Here is a 10,925-nt window from a genome sequence, read left to right on the forward strand (position 1 = left end):
ATGAAGAGCGTTTTGAGATTTTTGCCGGCTGCGACCCTCGCTGTGGGACTGGCCCTCGCGGTCGTCCCGGCCGCCGCGCAGCAGCCGGCGCCGAAGGCTGGCGCCGCACCCGCCCAGCCCAAGGCCTCGCCTGCGGCGATCGCGGCGGCGAGGGAGATCCTGCAGATCAAGAACGCCACCGCGATGTACGCGGGCGCCGTGCCTGGTCTGGTCGAGAAGACCAAGATCGCGCTGACCCAGCAGAACCTCAACTACCAGAAGGACCTCAACGAGGTCGCCCCGATCGTCGCCCAGCAGCTGCAAGGCCGCCAGAACGAGATCGGCGAGGGCATGGCGCAGATCTATGCCAGCGAGTTCACCGAGCAGGAGCTGAAGGATCTCGTCACCTTCTACAAGTCGCCGCTGGGCAAGAAGCTGATCGACGCCGAGCCGCGCGCCATCGGCCTGTCCATGGCCTTCATGAATTCCTGGGCCCAGAACTTCGCCGAGACCGTGATGGGAGCCTTCCGCGCCGAGATGCGCAAGCGTGGCAAGGAGATCTGACAGACACTATCTGATCAGAAATTCCTGACAGGGGTCGGAGTGGACAATGGCTGAATTCGACGTCGACCTCTTCGTCATCGGTGGCGGCTCGGGCGGCGTGCGTGCCGCCCGCATCGCGGCCGGCTACGGCGCCCGCGTGACGATCGCGGAAGAGTACCGCATGGGCGGGACCTGCGTGATCCGCGGCTGCGTGCCGAAGAAGCTGTTCGTGATCGGCTCGCATTTTCGCCACGAGCTCGAGGACGCCGCAGGTTTCGGCTGGACAGTTCCGCCTGCCAGCTTCGACTGGCCGACGCTGATCGCCAACAAGGACAAGGAGATCGCGCGGCTGGAGGCGGCCTACACCGCCAATGTCGAGAAGTCAGGCGCGCAGATCGTCAAGAGCCGCGCGGTGATCGAGGACAAGCACACCGTGCGTCTGCTCGAAAACGACCGCAAGATCACCGCAAGATACATCCTGATCGCCACCGGCGGCGCGCCCAACCACGGCGCATCGATTCCCGGCATCGAGCACGTGATCTCCTCCAACGAGGCGTTCCACCTTGCGAGGCTGCCGAAGCGGATCGTGATCCAGGGCGGCGGCTACATCGCGCTGGAATTCGCCGGCATCTTCGCCGGCTTCGGCTCCGACGTCACCGTGATCTATCGCGGCGACAACATCCTCCGCGGTTTTGACGAGGATGTCCGGACCCACGTTCGTGCCGAGATGGAGAAGCAGGGCATCACCATTCTCACCGGCTGCACGGTGAGCAAGGTCGACCGCCACGGCGATGAATTCACCACGCATCTGTCGAACGGATCGAGCATCGCATCGGAGCAGGTGATGTTCGCCATCGGCCGCCATCCGGCGGTGGCCAATCTCGGGCTCGAGAACGCCGGCGTTGCCATTAATCCTGCGAATGGCGGCATCGGGGTCGACCATTTCTCCAGGAGCTCGGTCGACAGCATCTATGCGATCGGCGACGTCACCCATCGCTTCAACCTGACGCCGGTGGCGATCCGCGAAGGCCACGCCTTCGCCGACACCGTGTTCGGCAAGCGCGAGGTGAAGGTCGACCATGCAAACATTCCGACGGCCGTGTTCTCGCAGCCGGAGGTCGGAACCGTTGGTCTCACCGAGACTGAAGCGCGCGCGCAGTTCAGTCACGTCGACATCTACAAGACCTCGTTCCGCCCGATCAAGGCGACGATGTCCGGCCGCGACACCCGCGTGCTGATGAAGCTCGTGGTCGACGGCTCGACCGATCGCGTGCTCGGCTGCCACATCGTCGGCGATGCCGCCGCCGAGATCACGCAAGCCGTCGCGATCGCGGTGAAGATGAAGGCGACCAAGGCCGATTTCGACGCAACGATCGCGCTGCATCCGACCGCAGCCGAAGAGCTCGTCACCATGCGCACCCCGACCGCGCGCCACGTGCGCCAGGCCGCGGAGTAGGGCGTCTCCTAAGCGTAGAGATATCCGACAGGCTTGCCTTCGGTGCGCAGCGGACGAATGTCTTTCTGCGTGATGATCTGGCCGGCGAGACTGTCGATCTCGTCGCGCTGCGTCGGCGTCCAGCCGCGAAGGTCGTCGATACCCTTGAGAAGGCCGAGCCGCAGCACCTGCGTGTTCTCGCCGACCGCAATGAGGCTGATCGAACTCTTGCCTGCGGTCACGACGTCGCCGGCCGCGAGCTCGAAGGTCTCGCCGGCCTTGTTCCTGAATTCGGCCGTGCCGCGAATGACGCGATAGATCACGACCTCGCCCTTGGCGAACGAGGCGGCGTCCGCGGATGCCGATGTGCTCTTCGGCAGGAGCGACCGGCCGCGTGGATCTGTTGCGATGATGTGGCCGGTGACGAGCTGGCCGCTCGGCGCCTCGATGCCGATATCGCGCACGTAAACCGGCAGCCCCGATTTGATCGAGCCGTCGCCAAGCGGCTTGAACAGTGCATCCAGCGCCAGGGGATCCTGAAGCCAGAAGCCGGCATTGGCCGGGCGATCGTGCAACGGATGGCTCCAGGCCACGCGCGGCGTTTCGGCTTCGTTGATCTGATCGGGGCCGACGATGGTGGGATTCGGAAAGGTGGTGGGATCGGTGATGAAGGCTTCGAGGAATTTGCCCGAATAGCCCATCGAGACCGGATCCGGCACCACCGTCTGCGGCGTCTTCAAATTCTCTTCGGTTGGCAGGCCCGACCAGGTGTAGAACAGCTGGCGATGCACGATCGCGCTTTGCAGCATCACCGCGCCGGGGCCGACATTGTAGAAGCGCCCGTCATAGTCGAAGGTGAAGGCGCCCGAGGTGACTAGCACGAGCTGAAAGCCGCCGGGCGGCAGATGCAGATGGAAGTCGGTGGGACCGGTGTCGGGACGGTAGATCGGCAGATTGGTCGCGACTTCGTGGAGCAGGAAGGTTTCGTTGTTGGCGTGAAAGCCTTCATTGGCGCGATTGTAGAGCGCTTGCGGGCGATACGTCGCCTCGAACTTCGCATTCCGATCGCGATCGATCGCGATGAAGTCCTGCGTGTTGAGGCGGAGCGGCGCGCCATTCGGATGGGTGAGGCCGGTCGTCTTGAGATCGCCCGCAGCATGCACGTTCATGACGTTCTCCGCTCTGCGCCGTTGCTTCGCTTGCACCGTCATTGCGAATTTTGGGCCAGTTGGTTTGCGAAGCAGCAAGCGGGCCTGGCGCCGCGATGCCGGCGTGCCCGTTCAGGAAAAATCCGGTGGCGGCACGGGAGGTTAGATCGACGGCTTGTTCTGCTGGTCGGACGCGTGCTGGGGATGGGCGCGTCCGGCGCAGTGAGGGGACCTGTCTAATTTGTCGGCAAGGCGGGAGTGTGCGTGCAGCGGCGGCGGTACCGGATCGGTCCGATGGCGCCTTGGGGATTTAGCGAAAACGTCGCGACCGGGCAGGGCGGCGATTGACAGATTGTTCACGTTTTGTTCTTATGCTGCGACCGAGATGGAGGCAGCCATGGACAACCGTATCAACGAAATTCGCAGAACCATCAGAGCGCTCCGCGTCAGCATGCGCGAAGCCGAAGCGATCATGCATGAGCAGATCAACCGCGACGAGGACTGCAGCTTCGTGGCGCAGGAAGTCATCAAGATGCGCTCGGTCATGAGCCTGCTCGCGAAGGAGCGGATCGCGCTCGGCGATCACGAGCCGATCCTCGTGAACAATTTCTTCATCCCGCGGCGCCGGCCGACGCGAAAGCCGGTCACGGCTCTTTCGCCGACCGCGGATTCCGTGTTCCGTCCGCGCGTGGTGGCGCGGGTTTGACGCAGAGGGCGGCTCAATCAAAGGCGTGAGGCGCGGCCCGATCCGGCTTGCCGGCCGGGCTGTCAGCCCACTTTGCCATCTCCATGGTCCGGGCGTCGACGCCCTCGCACCAGAAGCAGCTTGGCCGCGCGCGGCCGTTCTCGGACAGGATCGGGACCAGGCTGTGGCCGCAACCGGCGCACCAGGCGATGTCAGTCATGCATTCCCCCACGGCGTAGCAAATTCAGAAATGACGTTCTCGTCCGCGAAGCTTGCGCGGGCGCTATGACGGCGCTGGAGCACTGCGCCCGATCGGCGCGCTGGTTCCTGAGATCGTCGATGTAGCGATCCATCGTGACACGGCTGCGATGTCGTCGCCGTTTTCGCGATAGGCGCGAAGCTGGAATTCGGCCGAGCTGCCGCGGTCCACAATGACCCGGCAATGCTCGATCTCGGCGGCGCAGCCCAGTGCGTCGGCGTCCTCGGTGGTGTCGTCGATGATTCGGGAGAGCATCTCCGAGATCGTGACCGGTCCGTCTCTGGAGGCGAAGATGCAATCGGTGCCGTAGCGCTGGGCGCGCCATTTATTCTCCACCGCAATTGCGCGTTCGACCGCGGTGACCCCCTTGGACAGATCCGGTCGCAGATAGAGGCGGCGCGTCAGGCAGCGATAGAGCGAGGCGATGGCGACGGCATCGTCGACGAAGGTGCAGGTATCGGGCGCCCGAAGCTCGAGGGTGGGGTGCCGCATCGAGGGGCGCATCGCCCACCAGATGTGGCTCTCATCGGGAATCACGCCGGAGCGCTGCAGTGCGCCGACATAGTCGTCGTAGTCCTGCCGGCTCTCGAACAGTTCGGGCAGGCCGGTGCGCGGCAGCTCGGAATAGGCGGCGAGACGGTAGCCCTTCAGTCCGGTCTTGTGCGAATTCCAGAACGGGGAGGACGCGGACAGCGCGATGAACAGCGGCAGATGCGGCAGCATCGCCCGCATCACCGCCATGCGCTTCTCGGGATCGGGCAGCTGGACGTGCACATGCATGCCGCACATCATGTTGCGATGGCCGATGCTGCGCAGATCCTCGATCATCTCCTCATAGCGCGGTTTCGGGCTTGGCTGCGACATGCGCCAGACCGCGGTCGGGTGCGTGCCGCAGGCCATGATCACGAAACCATATTGCGCGGCGACGTTCGCGACTTCGCGCCGCAGGAAGCGAAGCTCTTCGCGGGCGTCGTTGACGTCGACGTGAACGTTGGTGGCGACCTCGAGCTGCGATTGCAGCATCTCCCGCATGGCCTGGCCGCCGGTCGACCAATTCGCCGATTCGAACAGCTCGTTCGGAGTTTGAATGGCGACCTCGAAGCTGCGGCGGTCCGCCAGGAAGTACTCCTCCTCGATGCCGAAGGAATATTCAGCCGCCTTGGCCCCGCCGCCGGCAGAGCGAATGACCAGGTGCTGCCTATCACCCGAGGAATCGAGGCGCAGCAGTTTCAAAACGTCCGAAGTAGATGTCATTGGCCACCCGGCAAAGGCATTACCTGCGGGCGATAATCCGTCTGACGGGGGCGGGTTCCGCGTCGCACTCACCGGAAATTGCAACGTCGAACGGAACAATCTTCACGTCTTCGGACGCGCGCGCGATCAGCGCGTGATTTGGCGGCACTTCGGACCAATCCGATTCCTTGTCGAAGGGTTCGGACACGACGATGACCTGGCCGCCGTCCTCCCGGTAATACAGCGTGTTTGCGGCGTCGTTGACCGCAACGCGAAACGCATAGAGATCCCGGCCGTTCGCGATCGCACTGGTGAAGCGCAGCCGTTCGCGCAGCTGCCCCTCGTTGACGAGGCCGACGAGGGCGTGCAGCACGCGCCGCGTCGCTTGAAGCGGATCGCTGTCGAGCCCGGCACCCATCATCGCCAGGAACACAGCCTCCGAATCGGTCGTGCCCAGCCGCGATGGATAATAGGCATCGGGGATCAGCGCCTCGACCTTGCGCCGCAGCCGATTCCAGCTCCCGACGAATCCGTTGTGCATGAACATCCAATGGCCGCAGGCAAAGGGATGGCAATTTTGTCGCGTCACCGCCGTGCCGGTGGCGGCGCGCACATGGGCAAAGAACAAGTGCGAGCGCAGATGCCGGCAGAGATAGCGCAGGTTTTCGTCCGACCAGGCCGGGCGGGTCTCGCGATAAAGGCCGGGCTCCGGATGCTCGCCGTACCAGCCGAGACCAAAGCCGTCGCCGTTCGAGCCCGCCGTGGATTGCAGCGAGCGGATGCTCTGCGCGACCAGCGAATGTTCGGGCTCGGTGACGTAAGGCTCAAACGAGGTGGTCTCGCCCCGGTATGCGATCCAGCGGCACATGGGAGTTCCTTGCGGCTTCCTGTCAGACAATGCGTGCTGAGTTGCACCAACACACCCGCCGAGGCGATGTTCCCGGCGCCGAGAGCTTGCCCCGGCCGCAGTGCAGCGCCTCTTGGCGGCGCACTGCTGAGCCGGAGCCCATAAGGTTGGGTGCGCCATCTGGGTCCCGGCTCTGCGCAGCAGCGCTACGCGTTGCATCGCGTCCGGGACACGGAGCGCGACGTGCTTAACGAAGTGCACGACCGCGGAACCGATGCGGCGGCTGGTCGCAGTCATCTCGCCTTGATTCCGACGGACCCACCTTTATCTCTGACACGAACAAGAATCCGGGCCCCTCTGGCGAGGACGCCGACGTTCGTCGGCAAACCTCGTGATGTCGGATGACCTGTCCCGCGCGAATGCGATGGATCGGCCGATCGTCGGGCCTCTGTACTCTCTCTCCGACCATTCGTCCCCATCGCAGCTCCGTGCGGCCATTTCGCAACATTGAGGAGCAACGATGACTGACGCCAAGCATTCAAATCCGATCGAAATCGAAATCACGGAACCGTCCAGCCTGAACGAGCAGGCCGCGGTTGCGCTGGTGATCGTGGGCGCGCTGGTTGCGGTTGCCGACCGGCGGGTTTCGCCGGTCGAGCGCGACGAGGTGATCCGTTTCATCAAGGATCGCAAGCTGGCGCCGCACATCTCGGACGAACGGCTCTATGCGATGTTCGATGAGCTCGCCGCACGGCTCGAGGAACCGGATTTTGCCAATGTCGTGATCGACACGCTGCGGCCGGTTTCGAACCTGCCGCTGTCGTCCCATTTGATTGAGCTGTCGGAGCGGGTGGCTGCGGCGGATGAGGACGTCCATCCCCACGAAGTGCAGGCGATAAAATTGTTGCGCTTGCTGACGCTGGTGCTGCCGCGCGCGAAGCCGGTCACGTCGGGTCAAGGGCGCACCGAACGGCAGATGGCCACAGAGGAGTAGGCATGAGCGCAGCATCGCACGAGCGTACGAGTGAAGCCGCAAGTCCCGCCAGCGAAATGGCCGGCGGGGACCCGCGCCTCGAAAAGCTCGTCGATCGGCTGCCGCCCCGTATGGGTGACACGGTCACCTATCTGCTCAAGCCGTCGAACCGCTGGGTCAGAATTCCATCGGGCGCGCTCCTCATTGTGGGCGGCGTGCTTTCCTTCCTTCCGATCCTCGGCGTCTGGATGCTGCCGCTCGGTCTCGCGCTGCTTGCCGAGGACGTGCCTGCGTTGCGCTCCTCACGTTCGAAGGTCCTGGATTGGGTCGAGCGGAAGAAGCCGCATTGGCTCGATCCATCCGCATCGAAAAATGATCAATCATGACTGAATTCATCACGCCCGAAGCGCTCACTGCGCTGCTTCAAGTCGTCCTGATCGACCTCGTTCTCGCCGGCGACAATGCCGTCGTCATCGGCCTCGCCGCAGCGGGACTTCCGGCCAAACAGCGCCGCCGCGCCATCATCGTCGGTATCGCCGCCGCCACGGTACTGCGCATCGTCTTCGCCGGCGTTGCGACCCAGCTGCTGCAGGTCATCGGCCTGTTGCTTGCCGGCGGCGTGCTGCTGCTCTGGGTGTGCTGGAAGATGTGGCGCGAGCTGCGCGAGCAGTCGCATGGGGGGCAGCTGGCGTTCAGCCATGGTGGCGGCGCGGATGGTGCGACCGTGCAGCGAAAGACCTTCGGTCAGGCTGCGGTGCAGATCGTCGCCGCCGACGTCTCGATGTCGCTGGACAACGTGCTCGCGGTCGCGGGCGCCGCGCGCGAGCATCCCTACATTCTCGTCTTCGGGCTGTTGCTGTCGGTCGCTATGATGGGCGTTGCCGCCGATCTGCTTGGTCGCGTGCTCCAGAAGCATCGCTGGGTCGCCTATGTCGGCCTCGCCATCATCATTTACGTCGCCTTCGAGATGATCTATCGGGGCTCGCTCGAGCTCGCGCCTGTCATCGCGAGTCTCTGAGGCGACAACTCTTTCCGCAATCCGGAGTAATTCATGACGTCCGAACCCAAAGCACCTTCGGCGCAAGGCGAACCGCCGCGCCTGGGCCTGTTTGCGCAGCTCATCTTTGGCTCCCGTTGGCTGCAAGTGCCGCTCTATGTCGGCCTGATCGTCGCGCAGGCCGTCTATGTGCTGCTGTTCCTGAAGGAGCTCTGGCATCTGGTCGCGCACTCGTTCGACGCCAGCGAGCAGCAGATCATGCTGGTCGTGCTCGGGCTGATCGACGTCGTCATGATCTCGAACCTCCTGATCATGGTGATCGTCGGCGGCTACGAGACCTTCGTGTCCCGCCTGAACCTGACCGGTCATCCCGACGAGCCGGAATGGCTGAGCCATGTCAATGCCAGCGTGCTCAAGATCAAGCTCGCGATGGCGATCATCGGCATCTCCTCGATCTCGTTGCTCAGGACCTTCATCGAGGCCGGCAATCTCGGCACGACGCGCAGCAATTTCACCGAGACCGGCGTGATGTGGCAGGTGCTGATCCACATGACCTTCATCGTCTCGGCGATCGGAATCGCCTGGGTCGACCGCCTCAGCGACAACGGCCATCGCAAGGAGGCCGGCCACGGCTGACGAACCTGGCCGCCTGACAACCTCCCGAGCGGCCAATCCTGAGCCCGCCTGATCGTCCGATCCGGCGGGCTCCTTTTTCAATCGATAAAATTGTCTGCAAACCGCTCAGCAGCAGCAAACCCTGCGGGCAAGAAGCCTGGCGCCTTAAACCAGGCCTTTGGAACCGATCTGCATCCTGCTCGCAAAAGGGCAGGGCTATCGGCATGTCAATTCTAAGGGAGATCGTCGCATCGGTCGCGGGAGTCTACGCGCTCCTGCTCGTCTGTGACGCATTGTTCGGGGTCGGCGAGGCGCGCTTCGACGACGCCTATTATCGCGCCAGCTTCTACGCACCGCGGCCGAAGGAGTTTCGGTTTGCGACCGACACGCCGCCGGCGGTCCGCGTCAGCGACGCGTTCTCGCAGTTCGCGCCGGGCGAGGCCAAGCCCAACAGGCGCTACTCGTCCCTGACGACGATTATCCGTTAGGGCCTGTACTCATTAATCGGCTGTCCGCCTGACGTCCGGTTTACCGCCAGCCAGGGCGCTGGCAGTTCAACCGCTAATGAGCTTGTCGAATCCGACCAGCAGCCAGAATCCGACGGCGCGACCCGAGCTAGATGGACCATGGCTGGAAACTGCCGGCAACGTGATCAATGAATATTGAGCTTTTCCAGAGGCAATTGCAGTTCCGCCGCTCTCTCGGCACGATCCCTCTTGCGGAACTCGTTCTCTTTGCGTTCGAACTTGATCATCTCCTGCTGAGCTGCTTCGAGCAGGCGATTTCGCTTAGCGTCGTCGTATTGCGTATTGTCGGTCATGATCAGGTCCTCTCGCGACCTTACTCCTAAGCAAATCGGGCGACAGCGCCAAGGTTCGATGCCTGAAAATTACGGATTTATGACGGCGCGAGAGCAGGGCAGCAGTTAAAAGAGGCGCGGCCGGGCTTGAAATATGCGTCCCGGCGGCGCCCTATTCTCTAACTGAGCACTGAAATCTCAGTTGACGCCAATGTGCAACGAACATGCCACAGGCTCGTGACATCACCTTGCTCCTGCATCACGGTCGTGGCCCTTTCTGTGCCAACTAGTGCCTAAGGCACGCCTTCAGAAACTCGATAGGTGAAATACCTTTCCTGCCGCGTATGTGCCGTTTCACATCTTTTACGTGAAGCAACGCTAAGATCCCCGGTGAACGCCTTTTACAAATGTCGGTAATTTTCAGCAGTTGCAGCTCTTGGAGCTCGTAATGAATAGTCGTGGTCGGATTTGCGACCGTATGATCATTTTGAATCAACGGGTCTGGTTGCTCAACTCTCAACTTGCAGAACTTCGGAACCTCCGCGCTCGGGTATTGAAGACCTGCGAGAGAAGCAGCCGCAAACGATCGAAAGTCCGAGTTATCTGGGCCAAGCGGCGGTAAATTTGTAGTTGTAGTGTTCGCTCTGGGTTGCGAACAGTAGATCAAGGTGGCGACTTCCGCTTTACGGTGGTGAGCCGACATTTATGGGTTCACGCCCTAATTCAAGGCGGACGCCGGCGGTCCCACGGCCTTCAGCTCAGAGGCTTCCTCGTCGGTGAAGATGCGGCTGCGCGCCGGGAATCGCACGCCTTTCAGCGTTTCCACGGAAACGCTCGAGCCGCGGCCGCACGATATCCACAAGGCCTTGTGTTGCCCGACAGGCAAAACACCCGAGTCCTGGGTCAACGCCTTTGGGCAAAAATATTCCACTTTACCGAAATTCGGAAATCGCGTATGTGTCGCGGCATCCCGGCCCAACGAAGAGGGGCGTATCGCGATCGTCACGAACGCGGGCCGGGTTGCGGTGGACGTGGGTCACATCGGCGCTGAGGGTTTTGCAGGGCGGGCAACCGTGAGCAAGACCGTCGCGCACACGACCGGTGTGATCCGCGTACGGCAAAATCGTGTGGTCCTGGCGCCCGGGGTCTGTGCGCCAAGTCTTGCGGTGATGTGGCGGTCCAACCGGGCACGCGCATCAGTCATCCACAAGGCGACGGGGGCAATAGTGCAACGCTCCCCGGGGAGAGTACGACATAAGCCGTAAAGCCACTGCGCAGGGAAGGCCGGGATGCTCCGGTTGCCCTGTTANCCGCTATGCATGAAGCACACGCAATCTGCTCTTCGCATGGCGGTCGATGGGAGCCAACCGGCTCCCGGCCTTCCCTGCGCCCTCTTTCATGAGAGGGTGAGG

Annotated in this window: 13 protein-coding genes; 8 read left to right on the forward strand and 5 right to left on the reverse strand. The window is 62.9% G+C overall.

From position 1 onward, the window contains the following. Positions 1 to 543 (forward strand): DUF2059 domain-containing protein, encoded by a 543-nt coding sequence (locus A3AS_RS0123385; RefSeq protein ID WP_018319988.1) that lies wholly within the window; start codon positions 1 to 3, stop codon positions 541 to 543. 46 nt (positions 544 to 589) lie between these two features. Beyond that, complete coding sequence (gene gor / locus A3AS_RS0123390; protein WP_018319989.1) at positions 590 to 1,978, forward strand: glutathione-disulfide reductase; 1,389 nt, start codon at positions 590 to 592, stop codon at positions 1,976 to 1,978. An 8-nt stretch (positions 1,979 to 1,986) separates the two neighbouring features. On the opposite strand, the gene A3AS_RS0123395 is transcribed toward gor, so the two are convergent. Further along, positions 1,987 to 3,126, reverse strand: coding sequence for a hypothetical protein (locus A3AS_RS0123395; RefSeq protein WP_026202290.1), 1,140 nt, complete (start codon positions 3,124 to 3,126; stop codon positions 1,987 to 1,989). Between the two features lie 376 nt (positions 3,127 to 3,502). On the opposite strand from A3AS_RS0123395, the gene A3AS_RS48455 reads away from it, so the two are divergent. Continuing rightward, positions 3,503 to 3,811, forward strand: a complete 309-nt coding sequence (locus tag A3AS_RS48455) for a hypothetical protein (protein WP_245283263.1) — start codon at positions 3,503 to 3,505, stop codon at positions 3,809 to 3,811. Between the two features lie 13 nt (positions 3,812 to 3,824). Here the strand turns inward: A3AS_RS48455 and A3AS_RS0123405 are convergent, their stop codons facing one another. The 3 genes from A3AS_RS0123405 to A3AS_RS0123415 all read right to left on the reverse strand — a co-directional run bounded on the left by A3AS_RS0123405 (position 3,825) and on the right by A3AS_RS0123415 (position 6,150). Then, the gene (locus A3AS_RS0123405; protein ID WP_018319991.1) at positions 3,825 to 4,010 is read right to left on the reverse strand and encodes a hypothetical protein; all 186 of its coding nucleotides are present in this window, start codon (positions 4,008 to 4,010) and stop codon (positions 3,825 to 3,827) included. Between the two features lie 63 nt (positions 4,011 to 4,073). After that, positions 4,074 to 5,303: a carboxylate-amine ligase gene (locus tag A3AS_RS0123410; RefSeq protein WP_018319992.1), complete on the reverse strand. Its 1,230-nt coding sequence runs from the start codon at positions 5,301 to 5,303 to the stop codon at positions 4,074 to 4,076. A gap of 19 nt (positions 5,304 to 5,322) precedes the next feature. Further along, complete coding sequence (locus A3AS_RS0123415; protein ID WP_018319993.1) at positions 5,323 to 6,150, reverse strand: class II glutamine amidotransferase; 828 nt, start codon at positions 6,148 to 6,150, stop codon at positions 5,323 to 5,325. Positions 6,151 to 6,649: 499 nt separating this feature from the next. Between A3AS_RS0123415 and A3AS_RS0123420 the strand changes: the two genes are divergently transcribed. The 5 genes from A3AS_RS0123420 to A3AS_RS0123440 all read left to right on the forward strand — a co-directional run bounded on the left by A3AS_RS0123420 (position 6,650) and on the right by A3AS_RS0123440 (position 9,202). Then, the gene (locus A3AS_RS0123420; RefSeq protein ID WP_018319994.1) at positions 6,650 to 7,123 is read left to right on the forward strand and encodes a tellurite resistance TerB family protein; all 474 of its coding nucleotides are present in this window, start codon (positions 6,650 to 6,652) and stop codon (positions 7,121 to 7,123) included. 2 nt (positions 7,124 to 7,125) lie between these two features. Beyond that, positions 7,126 to 7,488, forward strand: coding sequence for a hypothetical protein (locus A3AS_RS0123425; RefSeq protein WP_018319995.1), 363 nt, complete (start codon positions 7,126 to 7,128; stop codon positions 7,486 to 7,488). Further along, positions 7,485 to 8,120 (forward strand): TerC family protein, encoded by a 636-nt coding sequence (locus tag A3AS_RS0123430; protein WP_018319996.1) that lies wholly within the window; start codon positions 7,485 to 7,487, stop codon positions 8,118 to 8,120. The genes A3AS_RS0123425 and A3AS_RS0123430 overlap by 4 nt, the downstream gene beginning before the upstream one ends. Positions 8,121 to 8,153: 33 nt before the next feature. After that, positions 8,154 to 8,735 carry a TIGR00645 family protein gene (locus A3AS_RS0123435; protein ID WP_018319997.1) on the forward strand — a complete coding sequence of 194 codons (582 nt, stop codon included), beginning with the start codon at positions 8,154 to 8,156 and terminating at the stop codon, positions 8,733 to 8,735. A gap of 203 nt (positions 8,736 to 8,938) precedes the next feature. Then, positions 8,939 to 9,202, forward strand: coding sequence for a hypothetical protein (locus A3AS_RS0123440; RefSeq protein WP_026202291.1), 264 nt, complete (start codon positions 8,939 to 8,941; stop codon positions 9,200 to 9,202). A gap of 164 nt (positions 9,203 to 9,366) precedes the next feature. Here A3AS_RS0123440 and A3AS_RS48460 read toward each other — a convergent pair whose 3' ends face one another. Beyond that, entirely contained in the window at positions 9,367 to 9,534 is a 168-nt protein-coding gene (locus tag A3AS_RS48460) for a hypothetical protein (protein ID WP_018319998.1), read from the reverse strand. Positions 9,535 to 10,925: the final 1,391 nt, after the last annotated feature.

It is taken from the genome of Bradyrhizobium sp. WSM2793 (assembly GCF_000379585.1).
Lineage (GTDB): Bacteria > Pseudomonadota > Alphaproteobacteria > Rhizobiales > Xanthobacteraceae > Bradyrhizobium.

Bases quoted from the DNA above. Each gene is read 5' to 3' on its own strand.
- A3AS_RS0123440 (WP_026202291.1), top strand. From the start codon at position 8,939: ATGTCAATTCTAAGGGAGATCGTCGCATCGGTCGCGGGAGTCTACGCG.
- gor (WP_018319989.1), top strand. From the start codon at position 590: ATGGCTGAATTCGACGTCGACCTCTTCGTCATCGGTGGCGGCTCGGGC.
- A3AS_RS48455 (WP_245283263.1), top strand. From the start codon at position 3,503: ATGGACAACCGTATCAACGAAATTCGCAGAACCATCAGAGCGCTCCGC.
- A3AS_RS0123435 (WP_018319997.1), top strand. From the start codon at position 8,154: ATGACGTCCGAACCCAAAGCACCTTCGGCGCAAGGCGAACCGCCGCGC.
- A3AS_RS0123425 (WP_018319995.1), top strand. From the start codon at position 7,126: ATGAGCGCAGCATCGCACGAGCGTACGAGTGAAGCCGCAAGTCCCGCC.
- A3AS_RS0123405 (WP_018319991.1), bottom strand. From the start codon at position 4,010: ATGACTGACATCGCCTGGTGCGCCGGTTGCGGCCACAGCCTGGTCCCG.
- A3AS_RS48460 (WP_018319998.1), bottom strand. From the start codon at position 9,534: ATGACCGACAATACGCAATACGACGACGCTAAGCGAAATCGCCTGCTC.
- A3AS_RS0123415 (WP_018319993.1), bottom strand. From the start codon at position 6,150: ATGTGCCGCTGGATCGCATACCGGGGCGAGACCACCTCGTTTGAGCCT.
- A3AS_RS0123430 (WP_018319996.1), top strand. From the start codon at position 7,485: ATGACTGAATTCATCACGCCCGAAGCGCTCACTGCGCTGCTTCAAGTC.
- A3AS_RS0123385 (WP_018319988.1), top strand. From the start codon at position 1: ATGAAGAGCGTTTTGAGATTTTTGCCGGCTGCGACCCTCGCTGTGGGA.
- A3AS_RS0123395 (WP_026202290.1), bottom strand. From the start codon at position 3,126: ATGAACGTGCATGCTGCGGGCGATCTCAAGACGACCGGCCTCACCCAT.
- A3AS_RS0123410 (WP_018319992.1), bottom strand. From the start codon at position 5,303: ATGACATCTACTTCGGACGTTTTGAAACTGCTGCGCCTCGATTCCTCG.
- A3AS_RS0123420 (WP_018319994.1), top strand. From the start codon at position 6,650: ATGACTGACGCCAAGCATTCAAATCCGATCGAAATCGAAATCACGGAA.